The following is a 15,802-nucleotide window of genomic DNA, read 5'->3' on the forward strand; positions in this document are numbered from 1 at the left end:
AGAGTAAAATATTTGTTGTTCGATTTGGGGAGGAATCAAACATGCAGACAAGAATTATCATAATCGACGATCACCAATTATTCCGTGAAGGAGTAAAAAGAATTTTAGATTTCGAAAAAGATTTTGAAGTAGTTGCAGAAGGTGACGACGGTAGCGAAGTTATTGACCTTGTAGAAGAACATCAACCTGATGTTGTAATCATGGATATTAACATGCCGGCTGTAAATGGTGTAGAAGCTACGAAAAAGCTTGTAGAAGTAAATCCGGACGCTAAAGTTATTATCTTATCTATCCATGATGATGAGACATATGTAACTCACGCCTTACAAACAGGTGCACGAGGCTATCTGCTAAAAGAAATGGATGCGGATGCGTTAATTGAGGCGGTGAAAGTAGTTGCAGAAGGTGGTTCATATTTACACCCGAAAGTAACGCATAGTTTAGTAAAAGAGTACCGTCGACTAGCAGCTCAAGGACAATCGTCTTCTTATCCGCACGAACCAATTGAGATTCGCCGTCCACTACATTTGTTAACACGTCGTGAGTGCGAAGTGCTACAACTGTTAGCTGATGGTAAAAGTAACCGAGGAATCGGAGAAGCATTATATATTAGTGAAAAAACCGTTAAAAACCATGTGAGTAATATTTTGCAAAAAATGAATGTAAATGATCGTACTCAAGCTGTTGTTGTGGCAATCAAAAACGGTTGGGTAGAAGTAAGATAAGTTCAAAAGTCCGATATACAACTAGGTATATCGGACTTTTTTTTCTTTTTTATAAATTTTTTTGAAATTGTAGGTAAAAAGTCATATTTAATGAGAAAGTAAAACAACCGATAAGTTAAGGGGAGAAAATATCTTTTAGGAAGGAAAAGGGTGATACCTTTACACATTTACTCGTCCTTTAACTTCGCTTAAGCATAAAGGAAATCTTAAGGATCCTACAACCTTCGACGAAAGCATTCATACCTCAAAATAATGTCCATCAAGTTGATGCATGCTCTTGTAAAAAAAGGTCTTTAATACATTCAGATACATATGAGGTCTTAGAAGAATTTATTCAAACCTCAACTGGTGTCCTTTAAAAATTTATAAGTTAGCTTTTAGTGAAATAAATAGAAAACTGATTTAAAGAAGACAAGAAGGTGATGAAGCTGAATTTTATAACGGAAGAATTAATCTATCATAAATCTCCGCAAGAGCTAACAGCTATGATGTATGAAAAATTCATTCAAAATATTGATGAAGCTGTTATAGCAATTCAACACAGCGATTATTTTACAGCGAATGAAAAAATTAAACAGTGCAACGATATTTTATATCGGCTAGGAATTGGCTTAACATATCAAGCAGGTATCATTGCAGAGCAGTTAGATACCCTGTACAACTATATGTCTGAGCGATTAATTATGGCTAATTTTAAAAAAGATACGTTTATTTTATGTGAAGTTTAACAAATGATGAAGAAGCTTTCTAACGCTTGGAATGAAGTGTTAAAAGCGACGCCTAAAGTTACCTCTTCGCTCCGAAAAAACAAGCTGTCTTCTTATGAACAGCACATAAGCATCACTGTTAGCTAAAGGGTAATCATCATATCCACGCATCAGATGCCTCTCGAAACTTTCAGCTAGCACATCTAAAAGTCTAAATTGAATGGAGTGTATACTAACAGAGAAAGGAGAGATGCATAGTGGAGGTACAGCGAATTAACAGTCTTTCTTCTTCCATGAATCTCATTAGAGAAAAAGAAGTAAGTGGTTCGGTTTCATTTACAGGAGTAATGGTCAAGAAACAAAAAGAACTAACCTATGAACATTTAACTCAAGTGATAAATAAAGTTGAAGAACAGGGAAAGCAGTTAGTGAAAAGTCAAACTATTGATTCTTTGCGGAAATACAAGACGCTTGTGAAGCAGTTTATGAACGAAGTCGTTAAAAATGGCTTTGAACTTCATGAAGAAAGAGGATTTAATCATAGAGGAACGACTAAAGTATATAAGTTAGTGAAAGAAGTGGATACGAAACTAGTTGACTTGACAAATGATATCCTTCAAAAAGAAAAAGACAGTTTAAATTTACTCAAGCGGGTTGGAGAAATTCAAGGTTTGTTAATTAATATGTATACGTAAGGGAGCTTTTACTAATAGGTAAACCTCTCGTTACATGCATTTTAATCCTAAATGTTGTAGAATAGAGTGAAATTATTTTATATAACAAAGGATGGATCCCTATCTTATGAAAACAGCAATTATTACAGATAGTACCGCCTATATATCAGAGGAAATTCGATCAAACTATCATATACATATGGTGCCGCTAAGCGTTATTTTCGGTGAAGAAACATATTGTGAAGAAGTAGATATGACTGCAGATCAATATTTTGAAAAAATTAAAGAAGCAAAAAATCTTCCAACCACTTCTCAGCCTGCTATCGGAGAATTTGTAGAGTTGTTTGAACAGTTAAAACGAGATCAATTCGATGCTGCTATCGTTATTACGTTATCTAGTGGAATTAGCGGAACGTATCAGGGTGCTTTGACGGCAGGTAGCATGGTAGAAGACTTTGACGTGCACGTATTTGATTCAGAAATCAGCTGTATGGTTCAAGGCTTTTATGCGATTGAAGGAGCCGAGATGGTCCAATTAAATAAACATCCTGACGAAATCATTGCGCGTTTTGAAGAGATGAAACTATCAATGCGTGCGTATTTTATGGTAGATGATTTATCTCACTTGCAGCGTGGAGGTCGCCTAAATGCTGCTCAGGCTATTATCGGCAGTCTGCTTCAAGTAAAGCCAGTGCTACATTTTGAATCTAAAAAAATTGTTCCGTTTGAAAAAATTCGTACGCGTAAGCGAGCGTTAAAACGAATCACGGAGCTTCTTGATGAGGATGCAAAAGAAAATGTACCTATGAAAGCTGTAGTTATTCATTCTAATCGTGAAAGTGAAGCAAAAGAAATTCAGCGAGACTTAGAACAAGAATATCCTCATATTGAATGGAGTCTTTCTTATTTTGGCGCTGTGATTGGCACGCATTTAGGTGAAGGTGCCATCGGTATAGGGTGGTATAAAAAGTAATCGAAAACCAAATCATTTGATTTGGTTTTTTTGCAGGAAAAAACACCTTTTTTTGCGTATATAGATGTGTACGATAAACATCGAAAGGAATGAAGATATGCTTTTTACTGTTAAACAAGAATTGCTAAATCCCGTTCAAGTACCTAGCCCAGCTGCTTTTCCTCTCTCAAAAATCGATACGTGGAGAACTCCGCCTTTAAATCCTTCATACCCCTACTCTTTAGATCTTCAGCGCTCTCTAAGCGGAAAGCAGCTTCTACTAACTCAGACTCCCTATCCTTTATCTCTCATTCATGAACATTATCTAAACGGATATATTTCCTATCAAAAAGCACTTACCCAGAAAGAAAACGGATATAAATGCAACCGGTGTGGAAGTGATAGCCCCTTTTATTTTGCTTCATTTCCATGCAGTAGATGTCACCAGGAGTGCTACTATTGCCGAGCATGTATTGTGATGGGGAAAGTAAGTGAGTGCACACCTTTTATAAACTGGGAAGGACCAACAAGTAATGTTCTGCCAAAAAGCAGCGTGATGAATTGGAAAGGGATGCTGTCTAAAGCTCAAGAACGTGCTTCAAATGAACTCATTCAAGCTATAAAAAAAGATGAAGAGCTGTTAATTTGGGCTGTTTGCGGAGCAGGAAAAACGGAAATTTTATTTAAAGGTATTGAAGCAGCGTTGAACAGCGGAAAGAAAGTCTGTATTGCTACTCCAAGAACAGATGTAGTTATTGAGTTAAAGCCAAGAATTCAATCGGCATTCCCGGATATGTCTGTGCTGGCTATGTACGGAGGCAGCGAAGACCGTTTTCATGAATCCTCTCTTATTATTTCCACCACTCATCAACTTCTGCATTATTATCAAGCATTCGATGTGTTGATTATTGACGAAGTAGATGCATTTCCGTATTCGACGGAGCCTATGCTGCACTATGCTGTTGCAAAAGCAGCTAAACACGCTGCATCAAAGATTTATTTAACAGCGACTCCAAATGAATCATTAAAAAAAGACGTTGAGCAAGGGAAAAAACAAGTAGTCAAAATTCCAGCCCGCTATCATCGAATGCTTATTCCTGTTCCTCGGTTTGAATGGTGTGGCAATTGGAAGAAAAAAATGAAAACAGATACTTTGCCTGCTAATGTTGAGAAATGGCTGAAAAAAAGAATAAATGAAGGAAAACAATGCTTTATTTTCGTCCCGCAAATTAAGTGGATTGCTCCGATCACAGACATGATTAGGAAGCTGACGGAAAAGGTAGACGGTGTCCATGCTGAAGATTCTCAGCGAAAAGAAAAAGTAATGAAATTTAGAGAAGGGCAGCTCGTTATTTTAGTAACGACAACAATATTAGAGCGAGGCGTAACGGTTCCCAACATAGATGTTGCAGTATTGGGAGCAGAAGAAACGATTTTTACTGAAAGTGCTCTTGTTCAGATTTCAGGAAGAGTGGGGAGGAGTGCTCAATTTCCAACGGGAGACGTGGTCTTTTTTCATTATGGGCAGTCTCTGTCTATGCGAAAAGCAAAAGAGCATATTGAATATATGAATGCTCTAGCTTATAAGGAAGGGCTGGTTGATCGATGACAATATGTCTGATTTGTTTTGAACCTCTTGTCTCTTCTTTCGATTGGAGGTCATTGTTAAAACCTTCTTCAACGGACAGAATTTGCACTGTTTGCTTGCAAAAATGTCCCATCATCACCAGTAGCATTTGCAGGGGATGCGGTCGTTCTCTTGCAGACCTCGCTTCTTCTCATTATGAGCTAGACACATGTATGGACTGTCAGAAATGGAATGATGCTTCTTTTTTCAACCGTTCTCTTTATACGTACAATGATTTTATGCAAAGCATAATAGAACGTTTTAAATTTCAAGGAGATTATGAAATTATTCAAGCATTCAAGGAGCAGTGGTATAAGTTCTATAAAAAAGAATGTAATCCAAAAGCTATACTAGTTCCTATACCTTTAACGGACGAGAGATTATATGAGAGAGGGTTTAACCAATCTTTAGCGCTAGCTGAACTGATCAGTGACAACATAGAAATGCCTCTTGTTCGCTGTTCAGGAACAAAGCAATCAAAGAAAAATAGGCGAAGTCGGCTGGCAGAAAGACTGGAATTTAAAGTAGTCAATTCCTCAATGGTTACGAATCAAGAATTTCTCTTGATTGATGATATTTATACAACAGGAGCAACCGTGCGCCAAGCGGCAAATTGTTTGCAGGAAGCTGGGGCACGTTCAGTTCGTTCGCTCACTTTAATTCGTGCATGAAGATGTATAATTTAAAACTTTGACCGATAGTAAAATAAAAAACAAATGAGGAGTTTCGAATATGGGAACGTTAGATAATTGCAGGGAATGCGGTCATTTATTTGTAAAAAGTGGATCAATAAACATATGTAAATCATGTTTTGACAAAGAAGAAGCTCTGTTTCAACGTGTTTCTTCATTCTTGAAGAAGAGAGCAAATCGTACAGCAACGACTTACGAAGTAATGAAAGAAACGGGCGTTTCAGATTCGTTAATTCATCAATTTATTCGACAAGGTCGATTAGTGCTAACGAACTTTCCAAACATAAGCTATCCATGCATGCAATGCAACGCTCAGATTCGAGAAGGTAAACTCTGTCATTCATGCTCTCAAGAAATTAGACATGGGTTAGAAAAGCATAATCGTGAGATAATTCGTTCAAATGAAGAGCCGACGCGTCCCACCTATCGTTCTAACGAAAGGAAAAAAGAGTAAAAGTGTGCGGAGTGTTTGCAGATTCTCTATCTATAGACCTATGTTTAAGGTGGACTGTGAAAATGGTCTCAACTTCCTTGCCGATGCTAAAGGTTTAGGCGGAAATTCCGATATAATGAATAGAGATAACGGATACAAATATAAAAAGAGGTGAGAGAGATGAAGATTAACCCGTCGAACTTATTTGGAATAAATCCGTACAAAAAACAATCAGAAAAAACAGAACAGGTCTCTAAAAAGAATCCACAAGATCAGATTCATATTTCATCTGAGGCGAAGAAACTTCAGGGAAATGAACCATCTCCAGAAAGACTTGAAAAATTGGAGAAACTAAAACAGCAAATTAACAGCGGAACATACGAAATTAACGGAAAAGAAATTGCTAAAAGTATTGTAGATTTCTATAAAAAATAAAAGGACTGACATTGATTGAACGTGCAAGAAATTCAAACGATACTAGAAAAACAAGTAACGCTTCACAAAAGTTTGTCTGTTATTGTTAAAGAGAAAACGAACTTTATTATTAAACAAGATGTAAAGGCATTGACGGCTTCTTTGCAAAAAGAGCAATCTCATATAGCTGCTATTTCTGCACTGGAAACAAAACGTATAGAGGCGATGGAAAAAAGCGGACATGCTGCTCACTCCATTGAAGAAATAGCAGGCTCATTCTCTGAGTACTCCATCTTGATACCCTTTCAAAAACAGCTAATAGATATAATTCAAGATATAAAGTATGCAAATGACTTAAACAATCAGCTGCTCACACAGTCTTTGCAGCTGATTCATACCGAACTAGACCTTCTTGTTCCATCGAAACGAGAGGATTCGTTCAATTACACAAAAACAAATAATAGATCGTTTCAGTCCAACTCTATTTTTAATTCGAAGGCATAAAGAACGGAGGAAAGCAGAATGAGTTCAACATTTCATGGTTTGCAGGTGGCTAAACGAGGAATGGATGCCCAACAAGCGGCTCTTTACACAATTGGCCATAACGTATCTAATGCAAATACGCCGGGCTATACGCGTCAGCGAGTAAGTTTAGAAACGTTCCCAGCTTATCCAGCCCCAGGGATGAATCAGACTGGAACTGCGGGCCAAATAGGAATGGGAGTAGAAGCCAGCACGGTAGAGCGAATACGTGATACATTTTTAGATACCCAGTATCGAGATGAAACCATTAAAGTGGGGTATTGGGATGCGCGCGCTGGCGCTCTTGAAAAAATGGAGGAAATTATGAATGAACCTACTGAAGATGGACTTTCAGCTGTTTTTAATCAATTCTTTGAGTCCATTCAAGATGTAGCTTCACACCCTTCAGAAGCAGGAGCCAGGTCTGTTATGATTGAACGAGCTGAAGCAGTAGGCGATACTTTCTCTTATTTATCTACTTCTTTAAAAACGGTTCAAGGTGATTTACAAAACGAGCGTGACGTAGCGGTAACACAAGTGAATTCTTTGTTAGAGCAAATAAGTAATGTGAACCAACAAATACAAAGCGTAGAACCGAATGGCTATTTGCCTAATGATTTGTATGATGAAAGAGATCGGCTGCTAGATGAGATTTCTAAATTTATGCCGGTTTCTTTAGAGTATACAAAAAGCAGCGGGAACGCTTCTGCAACGTCAGAAGGAGTGGTAACGGTTCAGCTTCAAACGTCTCAGGGGGCTATTACTCTTTTAGATGGGAAAATTCATCAAGTAAATGCCATCAGTTTGAAAACAAATCAAGATTCCTATGTGACGGAAATTCATATAGGGGATGAGATACGGAACCCTGAGTCATTTCCTCAAGGAAAACTTAAAGGGTTAATTGAGGCTTCTGGATATATAGATAATAGTGGTAATAAAACAGGTGTTTACGCTTCAATGATTGATGATTTAGATGAAATGGCATATGAATTTGTAAATTGGTTTAATGATAAGCACCAACAAGGTGTCACGCTAGATGGTGATCCTGGTATGTCCTTTTTTAATGAGATTTCTCAGAAAGAAGGGGCTGCAACTGGAATTGTTATTGCTGATAAAATTAAACAAAACACAAACAATATTGCTGCTGCTTCTTCGGCCTCCTCTGGGGATGATGGAACTGGCCGCAAAGGAGATGGAAAAAATGCTCAGCTATTGTCTCAATTTCGTCAAAAGGTGCTTATTAATTCCGGGAATCAAGCTGTTTCCCTAGATGGCTTTTATCAATCTGTTATTGGCCAAATGTCAGTAGATGCCCAACAAGCCAACCGCTTAAAAAGTAATTCAGAAACCCTTCAGGGAGCTGTAGAGCAAAGGCGCCAGTCTACCAGTGCAGTTTCATTAGATGAAGAGATGACCAATATGATTCAGTTTCAGCATGCATATAACGCTAGTGCCCGTATGGTGACTATGATTGATGAAATGCTTGATAAAATTGTAAACGGTCTTGGAACTGGAGGGAGGTAAAGATGCGCGTCACACAAGGAATGTTAGCGGCTAATTCGTTAAAACAGATTAGCAATAGCTATAATAAGCTGGAAACACTTCAAAACCAATTATCGACGGGAAAGAAAATTACTCGTCCTTCTGATGACCCGGTAGTGGCTACTAAAGGAATGGCTTATCGTTCGAATCTTTCTGAAGTAAATCAATATAAACGTAATTTAACAGAAGCACAGTCTTGGTTTGATAGTTCTGAATCAGGACTTGAACAAGTCAATTCCATTCTTCAGCGCACTAAGGAGCTGGTCGTGCAAGGGTTAAACGGTACGAATGAAAGTGATGACCGCCAAGCGATTGCACGTGAAATCGAACAGTTAAAGCTGGATTATATGCAAGTGGGCAATACGCAGGTGGCAGGAAACTATATCTTTAACGGTGTAAATGTAGGAGCACCGCCTATAAGTGAGAATGAAAGCGGTGTGATAGAATCGAAAATTAACCTGGATCCTTTTTCAGTTGAAGTATCAAAAGGTATCCAGCTGAGAGTCAATATTCATCCTGAAAACATTTTTGGACAAGGAGCATTCGACTTAATGAAGAATGTTCAAACAGCTTTTGAACAAAACGATGTAAACTCACTAAAAGATCTCTCTACACAGGTAGACACGCAGCTGTCTACGCTATTAGCGGAGCGATCTGAATTGGGAGCAAGGAGCAATCGGCTTGAGCTGATCGAAAACCGCCTTGATTCACAGGAAATTACGGCTACTAAGATGCTTTCAAATAATGAAGATGCAGATATTGAAAAAGTCATTACGGATTTAACCGTACAAGAAAGCGTGCATCGTGCTGCTTTGGGAGTAGGAGCTCAAATTATTCAGCCTACGCTGCTAGATTTCTTGCGTTAAAAAGTTCCTTCTAAACAGAAGGAGCTTTTTTATAATGAAAAAAGATAACAAGAAAAAATCAATTAGCAAAGGTGTGATGAGATGAAAATTTCAACAAGCTATCATGGAGATATAGAAATAGATAATCAGCAAACACTGACATTCAATCAAGGGATTCCAGGTTTTTTGGAAGAAACTGAGTTCGTTATTTTACCACTTCCAGAAGCCGAAGCTTTCCAAGTTCTGCAGTCTATTCAAACCAAAGAATTAGCTTTTATTATCACGGATCCATTTCAGTTTTTTTTAGATTATGATTTTCACCTAGAACCTCAGGAAATCGAAAAGCTTCAATTACAACAAGCGGAAGATGCAGCTGTTTACGTATTGCTTACGATGTCAGATTCTATGGAAAAGATAACGGCTAATTTGCAGGCTCCTGTTATTATTAATACAAAGCAACAGCTTGCTAAGCAAGTGATTTTAATGAATACAGCTTATGAAACGAAGCACAGGTTATTTGAGTAAGAGGAATAAGATAAGGAGTGAGTCCATGCTTGTTTTAACACGAAAGTTAAATGAAACAATCAAAATAGGTGATGAAATTGAAGTGACCGTCCTTGCAGTTAATGGTGATCAAGTAAAGTTAGGAATTCAAGCTCCAAAATCTGTAGATATTCATAGACAAGAGATTTATGAAGAAATACGTAACGAAAATAAAAGTGCTTCTCAAATTACATTACATGCTATTGATATGCTGAAACAATTACCGAAAAAGAAATAAAACGATCGGGTTGAAAATAATCAAAAATATACGGTATAAATAATATCTAAATCGGGAAAGATAAACATATAGTATTCCCCACTATGTCTTAAGCCTTTCTCTTTAAGAGAAAGGCTTCTTTTTTATCAAAAAAATTGAACTGAATTTCTGTTTTTTTCCTTTTTATCGTGTATCATTAAATTTATTAAGTATAATTCAAATGAATTTAACAAAAGAGGAGAAGAGTAAATGAGTGATGTTCAAGAGTATCATGATTTATTAAAAGAAGCAGAAGATGTAGTTGTCAGCGCTTTAGCTGATACGATGGATTTATATGGGGTCACACCTTCAGTAGGAAGGCTGTATGGCATGCTTTATTTTATGGATGAGCCTGTTACATTAGATCAAATGAGTGAAGAATTGGGTATGAGTAAACCAACGATGAGTACATCCATTCGTTCACTGCAAAATATTGATATGGTCCACAAAGTGTGGAAAAAAGGTGTTCGAAAAGACTTATATGAAGCAGAAAAAGATTTTTCTAAGTCCTTTTTTTCATTTTTCTGTAAGAAGTGGCAAAGAGAAATTTCAGTTAATTTAGAGGCAATCGAAGAAGCGGAAAACAAGCTGCAGATTCTCTTAAATGATGAAGATGTGCCTGAGGAGATCGCAGTAAAAGCAAAGCGTAATTTAGCGCAGATTATAGAGTCCAAACATTATTATCATTTCTTGAAAAAAGTAGTGAAAGTTTTTGACGACCGAAGAATCATCGATATTTTAAATGAAGAATTAGCGAAAGAGTAAATAAAAAAGGCTGTTGAAAAATCAACAGCCTTTTTATCATTTTTATACAGTTAATGGTGTAGCTTCGAAGCAGCGATTATAAATCCATTCGTAACTTTTTACAGTTAAATCACGAGGGTTACCAACTGTTTGTGGATCATTAAATGCTTCTTGAGCTAAGCGAGAAACCGCTTCTTTTGGAACACCTTGTTCTTCTAAAGAAGGGATTTGTACATCTTTAACTAGTTGATATACTTCACGAACAGCTGCTTGAGCTGCTTCTTCAAGCGTTAATTCGTGTGTATTAACTCCTAAAGCTTGAGCTATGCGCGCAAATTTTTCAGGCTCGCCCATCCAGTTATATTCCATTACAGGACCTAGCATTGCTGCTACGCAAGGGCCATGGGCAATTGGATAAATGCCTCCTAATGTTTGAGCCATCGCGTGAGCTGCTCCTGCAGATTCACTTCCATATGAAAGGCCAGCAAGCATAGCTGCATGCGCCATTCCATAGCGTGCTTCGATATCCTGTCCATTTGCAACTGCACGTCGTAAGTATTTTCCAACGTACTCAATAGCCAACAAAGCAACAGAGTCTGTCATTGGTTGTGCAAAATGACATGTATAACATTCAATTGCATGAGCTAATGCGTCAATTCCTGTACCGGCCGTAATATGTGAAGGCATAGATACGTGAAGTTCTGGATCAATAATTGTTAAGTGGGCAGCAATTAAAGGTCCACCTGTATTAAACTTAAACTCACGAACAGGATCCGTAATGACAGCCCATTGTGTGACTTCACTTCCTGTACCCGCAGTTGTAGGAATGGTTGTTAAAGGAGGGATACGTTTTGTTAAAGGTTTTTTTCCTTCAGCTGCTTCATAATCTAAGACGGGAGCATTATGAGCTACTTCTACACCAATAGCTTTTGCCGTATCCATTGAGCTTCCGCCTCCAACAGCTACTAGTCCGTTGCATCCATTTTCTTTGTACATTTTTGTGCCGTTTGCTACCACGTGAATAGAAGGGTTGGCTTCTACTTGATCAAATAGAATAACGTCTACGTCCGCTTCTTTTAAACTAGCGATTACAGGATCTGCTAAACCTACTTTTTTTACACCAGGATCTGTTACTAGTAAAACCTTAGATACACCTAGGTTTTTTACTTCTTCTCCAGTATGCTTAACAGCACCAATTCCATGTTTTACAACCGTTGGCATCTCAAAACTTTTTAAACGTTCCATTCTTTCAAATCGCATAAACATCTTTACATTCCCCCTTGAATTTTATTGAAACCAGCGCATTGGCTGTGGATTTGTATTCGTATAAATATGTTTAATTTCCGTATATTCTTCTAGCCCAATGTGGCTAAGCTCTCTTCCGATCCCAGATTGCTTATAACCTCCCCAAGGAGCCTGCGGGAAGTAGGGATGATAATCGTTAATCCAAGTTGTTCCCATACGGAGTGCTTTCACTACACGTTCAGCTCGATTCATATCACTTGTCCAAACGGCTCCAGCTAATCCATAGATTGTATCGTTAGCAAGTGCCACCGCTTCTTCTTCAGTACTGAAGCGCTCAATGGTCATAATTGGACCAAATGACTCTTCTTGGACAACTTTCATATCTCCATGACAGTCTGTAAAAATAGTTGGTTCAATGAATAAACCTTTTTGTAAAGACTCTTGAGTTGGACGTTTGCCTCCTAAAATAAGGGAAGCACCTTCTTGTTTCCCAAGTTCAATGTAATGTTCCACTTTAGCTAGGTGTTCTTTTGAGATGACGGGTCCCATTTGAGTGGCCTCATCCATGCCGTCTCCTAGCTTAATTTTTTTGGCTTGTTCAATAACTGCTGAAACAAATTTATCGTGAATATCATCTTGAACGAGTAATCTCGCACCAGCTGAACAAACTTGACCGGCATGAAAGAAGACCGCATTTAATGCATAGTCAACCGCAGTGTCAAAGTCAGCGTCAGCAAAGACGATATTCGGATTTTTCCCACCGAGTTCAAGAGCGATTTTTTTAAAGTTGCCTGCGGCAGCCTGCATGACTTTACGTCCAGATACACCGCCGCCTGTAAAGGAAACTAAATCTACTAAGTGACTTTCTGCCATTTCTTGTCCAACGGTCGCACCCGGGCCGAGTACAATGTTAATGACGCCTGATGGAAAGCCAACTCTTTCAAAAATTTTCATCATATGAATAGTTGTTAAAGGGGTGATTTCGCTTGGTTTAATAACAATTGTATTCCCAGCAGCAAGTGCCGGAGCCAATTTCCAAGAGGCTTGCAATAAAGGGTAATTCCAAGGAGTAATTTGGCTGCATACACCTACAGGTTCGCGGACAACGCGGCTAACAGAATCGGGATTAGGTGACTCAATCATCTGTCCACCATCTTTATCTGCTAATCCAGCATAGTATTGAAAGACATCAGCAATTCCATCCATGTCTGCCAGGCTTTCAACGAGGGTTTTTCCAGTATTCAAGGTTTCAAGTTTAGCGAGTTCTTCACGATCATTACGAATTTCTTCCGCTACTTTAAATAGTAAAGAACCTCTTTGGGCCGCTGTAAATTTAGACCATTCACCTGCATCAAAAGCTTTTCTAGCTGCTTCAATAGCTTCTACAGTATCAGCACGATTTCCTTCTGTAACGACAGCGATAACCTCTTGGTTAAAAGGATTTATAATCTCTCTTTTCTCGCCGCTGCGTGCTTCAACCCATTCGCCGTTTATGTGCATTTTTTCAAGCGTAAGTGTTTGTTCCAATAGCATCGACCTCCAAATAATAGAATTTGTTAAATTTATATTTAACGTTCTTAACAATTCGAATTATAGCATCGGTTATTTAATTTAGTCAAACCCAAAAAACCCAAATGTTCAGAATTTATTAGATTATCTTCTCTGGAAGAGACTAATCATTCGGATATTAAGAAAAAATTTAACAAAAAGTAATAAAAAATCACTGATTGCTATGTCCCTTGATACAAAAGGTTTTTTTATGTACGAGCTATGAGAATATTATTCTTTTTTTATATGAAAACACTCAAACTTTTTTGACAATATCCTAAACATTCAGATATATTAACCATAGTACTATATCTGCTTGCATACAAACCTTGAGAAACAAAGGATTTTGAATGTGGAAATTAAGAAAGGAGTTTAGATAGAAGATGAAAATAATTATGAGTTCTTAGCAAAATAATAAAAAAAATAAATTTAAATTATTTTAATATAATTATATAAACGTAATTTCTCCCCTTCGCATTGGTATTTATAATCCAACTATTTATATTTTATTCTGAAAAATCTATTTTTAGGTTTAATTGTATGCTGGTAGGAAAAAGGAATAGAGGACAATTATGTCTTTAGATTTCTTTATCAATTTAAAGGATGTGAGACGATGCAAAATGCTAAAAAGCCATTTCGTTCAGACACACAACAAGCCAGGCCTGAAAAGTCGAATGAGACTTCTGACTTTTCAGGGAAATCAAGCAGGAACAACCGTCTACTAACCCCCTTATGGACAACTATTATAGGATTTTCCATCTTTATGGTTGTCGCATTTATCTATTCTCTCTATAATCCAGATCTCTATTGGCCAGGCCTCATTTTAATGTTCATTATGTATGGTGTTATTTATTTTATTGGTGCTCGAGCCGCTGCAAGTAAAAAAGGAAAATCAGATGATATGCTTGTTGCAGGAAGATCTATGCCGCTATGGATTTCAATGTTCACAATGACCGCCACTTGGGTAGGTGGAGGGTATATTGCTGGAACGGCCGAAACCGTTTATTCCTCAGGGCTGACATGGACTCAAGCGCCATGGTGTTATTCAATCAGCTTGATTTTAGGCGGTATCTTTTTTGCTAGAAAGATGAGAAGGTTTGAGTTTATGACAATGCTCGATCCTCTAGAATCTCGTTTTGGTAAGAAAATGGCTACGGTTCTTTATTTTCCAGCTATACTGGGAGAGCTGTTTTGGAGCGCAGCTATCTTAACTGCTTTAGGAACAACATTCGGTGTGATTTTAGGCCTCAGTTTTTCAATTTCCATCATTCTTTCCGCACTTATTGCCATTGCATACACCGTGATTGGCGGCTTGTGGGCAGTAGCACATACCGATATCTTACAGCTTTCTATTATGTTTTTAGGACTATTTCTGGTGCTTCCCTTTGCATTTTCGAATACGGGAGGGGTGGGAGCCGTTTTTTCTACTTATTCAGAAGGCATGACTGGTTCTCTTCATTTATTTCCTCCAATAAAAGGCTGGGAAGATCCGAAATGGGGAAATACATATTGGCAATGGTGGGATAGCACATTTTTACTTATTTTTGGTGGTATTCCATGGCAGATTTATTTTCAGCGCGTGTTATCTGCTAAAAACGAAAAAGCAGCAATGTGGCTATCTATTACAGCCGGCATCTTTTGCGCGTTAGCGGCCTTGCCTCCAACTTTAATAGGAATGATAGGTTATAGTGCAGACTGGTCTTCATTTGGAGCGTCAAGCCCTGAGAGCGCGTCCATGATTTTAACGTATGTATTTAAATACCTAACGCCCGATTTAGTAGGAGCGATTGCACTTGGAGGACTAGCTGCTGCCGTTATGGCTGCAGTAGCGGCTTCGTTGCTTTCAGCGTCGGGGATGGCAGCCTGGAACGTGTATCGTCCGATTGTAAAACCAAATGCGACACAGGCGCAGTTAGATAAAGTTATTAAACGTTCTATCATTATCATTGGAACGGGAGCAACTCTAATTGCTTTGAACTCTGAGAGTGTCTACTCTTTATGGTATTTATCAGGGGACCTCGTGTATTGTATACTTTTTCCGCAGTTGGTTTGTGCTTTATTCTTTAAAGGAGCTAACTGGTACGGATCTTTGGCTGGGTTTATTGTGTCTCTTGTTCTTCGAATAGGTGGAGGAGAACCGATGCTTCATTTAAAAGCGCTGCTTCCGTATCCGATGATTGAAGACGGAGTGGTCATGTTTCCGTTTCGCACATTTGCGATGGTAGGCGGGTTGTTAACTATTTTTATCGTTTCCTACGCGACGCGACGTATTTGCCCTCCTCAGCCGCTTCGAAATCTTCATCGTGACATATCGGTTGAGAAATAATCAAAAG

At 38.1% G+C, this 15,802-nt stretch carries 16 protein-coding genes and 1 pseudogene; 15 read left to right on the forward strand and 2 right to left on the reverse strand.

Going from position 1 to position 15,802, the window contains the following annotated elements:
- The first annotated feature begins 41 nt into the window (after positions 1-41).
- The 14 genes and pseudogenes from AC1DEF_RS21170 (at position 42) to cudC (ending at position 10,697) form a co-directional block, all read left to right on the forward strand.
- Positions 42-725, forward strand: a complete 684-nt coding sequence (locus AC1DEF_RS21170; RefSeq protein ID WP_013059772.1) for a response regulator — start codon at positions 42-44, stop codon at positions 723-725.
- A 422-nt stretch (positions 726-1,147) separates the two neighbouring features.
- Positions 1,148-1,579, forward strand: a pseudogene (gene fliS, locus AC1DEF_RS21175) (flagellar export chaperone FliS).
- Positions 1,580-1,689: 110 nt separating this feature from the next.
- Positions 1,690-2,127, forward strand: a complete 438-nt coding sequence (locus AC1DEF_RS21180) for a YaaR family protein (RefSeq protein ID WP_097824908.1) — start codon at positions 1,690-1,692, stop codon at positions 2,125-2,127.
- 106 nt (positions 2,128-2,233) lie between these two features.
- The gene (locus AC1DEF_RS21185; RefSeq protein ID WP_097824907.1) at positions 2,234-3,079 is read left to right on the forward strand and encodes a DegV family protein; all 846 of its coding nucleotides are present in this window, start codon (positions 2,234-2,236) and stop codon (positions 3,077-3,079) included.
- A gap of 97 nt (positions 3,080-3,176) precedes the next feature.
- Complete coding sequence (locus AC1DEF_RS21190; protein ID WP_097824906.1) at positions 3,177-4,667, forward strand: ATP-dependent helicase ComFA; 1,491 nt, start codon at positions 3,177-3,179, stop codon at positions 4,665-4,667.
- A gap of 191 nt (positions 4,668-4,858) precedes the next feature.
- Positions 4,859-5,356 carry a ComF family protein gene (locus tag AC1DEF_RS21195; protein ID WP_035335757.1) on the forward strand — a complete coding sequence of 166 codons (498 nt, stop codon included), beginning with the start codon at positions 4,859-4,861 and terminating at the stop codon, positions 5,354-5,356.
- A gap of 61 nt (positions 5,357-5,417) precedes the next feature.
- Positions 5,418-5,831, forward strand: a complete 414-nt coding sequence (locus AC1DEF_RS21200; protein ID WP_097824905.1) for a TIGR03826 family flagellar region protein — start codon at positions 5,418-5,420, stop codon at positions 5,829-5,831.
- 159 nt (positions 5,832-5,990) lie between these two features.
- Positions 5,991-6,245 carry a flagellar biosynthesis anti-sigma factor FlgM gene (gene flgM / locus AC1DEF_RS21205; protein ID WP_014457790.1) on the forward strand — a complete coding sequence of 85 codons (255 nt, stop codon included), beginning with the start codon at positions 5,991-5,993 and terminating at the stop codon, positions 6,243-6,245.
- 21 nt (positions 6,246-6,266) lie between these two features.
- Complete coding sequence (locus AC1DEF_RS21210) at positions 6,267-6,728, forward strand: flagellar protein FlgN (protein WP_229754667.1); 462 nt, start codon at positions 6,267-6,269, stop codon at positions 6,726-6,728.
- 18 nt (positions 6,729-6,746) lie between these two features.
- Positions 6,747-8,270, forward strand: a complete 1,524-nt coding sequence (flgK, locus tag AC1DEF_RS21215) for a flagellar hook-associated protein FlgK (RefSeq protein ID WP_097824904.1) — start codon at positions 6,747-6,749, stop codon at positions 8,268-8,270.
- 2 nt (positions 8,271-8,272) lie between these two features.
- Positions 8,273-9,154 (forward strand): flagellar hook-associated protein FlgL, encoded by an 882-nt coding sequence (gene flgL / locus AC1DEF_RS21220; RefSeq protein ID WP_097824903.1) that lies wholly within the window; start codon positions 8,273-8,275, stop codon positions 9,152-9,154.
- 81 nt (positions 9,155-9,235) lie between these two features.
- Positions 9,236-9,658: a flagellar assembly protein FliW gene (gene fliW, locus AC1DEF_RS21225; RefSeq protein WP_043977425.1), complete on the forward strand. Its 423-nt coding sequence runs from the start codon at positions 9,236-9,238 to the stop codon at positions 9,656-9,658.
- 25 nt (positions 9,659-9,683) lie between these two features.
- A complete protein-coding gene (gene csrA, locus AC1DEF_RS21230) occupies positions 9,684-9,914 on the forward strand; it encodes a carbon storage regulator CsrA (protein ID WP_013085431.1) in 231 nt (76 codons plus the stop codon).
- 228 nt (positions 9,915-10,142) lie between these two features.
- Positions 10,143-10,697 carry a choline uptake/conversion transcriptional regulator CudC gene (gene cudC, locus AC1DEF_RS21235; protein ID WP_028409671.1) on the forward strand — a complete coding sequence of 185 codons (555 nt, stop codon included), beginning with the start codon at positions 10,143-10,145 and terminating at the stop codon, positions 10,695-10,697.
- A 42-nt stretch (positions 10,698-10,739) separates the two neighbouring features.
- Here the strand turns inward: cudC and AC1DEF_RS21240 are convergent, their stop codons facing one another.
- Positions 10,740-11,942, reverse strand: coding sequence for an iron-containing alcohol dehydrogenase (locus AC1DEF_RS21240; RefSeq protein WP_043977419.1), 1,203 nt, complete (start codon positions 11,940-11,942; stop codon positions 10,740-10,742).
- A gap of 21 nt (positions 11,943-11,963) precedes the next feature.
- Complete coding sequence (betB, locus tag AC1DEF_RS21245; RefSeq protein ID WP_176521338.1) at positions 11,964-13,454, reverse strand: betaine-aldehyde dehydrogenase; 1,491 nt, start codon at positions 13,452-13,454, stop codon at positions 11,964-11,966.
- A gap of 628 nt (positions 13,455-14,082) precedes the next feature.
- On the opposite strand from betB, the gene AC1DEF_RS21250 reads away from it, so the two are divergent.
- Positions 14,083-15,795 (forward strand): high affinity choline transporter 1, encoded by a 1,713-nt coding sequence (locus tag AC1DEF_RS21250; protein ID WP_097824902.1) that lies wholly within the window; start codon positions 14,083-14,085, stop codon positions 15,793-15,795.
- The last annotated feature ends 7 nt before the right edge of the window (positions 15,796-15,802 follow it).

It is taken from the genome of Priestia sp. 10L35 (assembly GCF_056395685.1).

Bases quoted from the DNA above. Each gene is read 5' to 3' on its own strand.
- AC1DEF_RS21170 (WP_013059772.1), top strand. From the start codon at position 42: ATGCAGACAAGAATTATCATAATCGACGATCACCAATTATTCCGTGAA.
- AC1DEF_RS21185 (WP_097824907.1), top strand. From the start codon at position 2,234: ATGAAAACAGCAATTATTACAGATAGTACCGCCTATATATCAGAGGAA.
- AC1DEF_RS21190 (WP_097824906.1), top strand. From the start codon at position 3,177: ATGCTTTTTACTGTTAAACAAGAATTGCTAAATCCCGTTCAAGTACCT.
- AC1DEF_RS21195 (WP_035335757.1), top strand. From the start codon at position 4,859: ATGGACTGTCAGAAATGGAATGATGCTTCTTTTTTCAACCGTTCTCTT.
- AC1DEF_RS21200 (WP_097824905.1), top strand. From the start codon at position 5,418: ATGGGAACGTTAGATAATTGCAGGGAATGCGGTCATTTATTTGTAAAA.
- flgM (WP_014457790.1), top strand. From the start codon at position 5,991: ATGAAGATTAACCCGTCGAACTTATTTGGAATAAATCCGTACAAAAAA.
- flgK (WP_097824904.1), top strand. From the start codon at position 6,747: ATGAGTTCAACATTTCATGGTTTGCAGGTGGCTAAACGAGGAATGGAT.
- flgL (WP_097824903.1), top strand. From the start codon at position 8,273: ATGCGCGTCACACAAGGAATGTTAGCGGCTAATTCGTTAAAACAGATT.
- fliW (WP_043977425.1), top strand. From the start codon at position 9,236: ATGAAAATTTCAACAAGCTATCATGGAGATATAGAAATAGATAATCAG.
- csrA (WP_013085431.1), top strand. From the start codon at position 9,684: ATGCTTGTTTTAACACGAAAGTTAAATGAAACAATCAAAATAGGTGAT.
- cudC (WP_028409671.1), top strand. From the start codon at position 10,143: ATGAGTGATGTTCAAGAGTATCATGATTTATTAAAAGAAGCAGAAGAT.
- AC1DEF_RS21240 (WP_043977419.1), bottom strand. From the start codon at position 11,942: ATGTTTATGCGATTTGAAAGAATGGAACGTTTAAAAAGTTTTGAGATG.
- betB (WP_176521338.1), bottom strand. From the start codon at position 13,454: ATGCTATTGGAACAAACACTTACGCTTGAAAAAATGCACATAAACGGC.
- AC1DEF_RS21250 (WP_097824902.1), top strand. From the start codon at position 14,083: ATGCAAAATGCTAAAAAGCCATTTCGTTCAGACACACAACAAGCCAGG.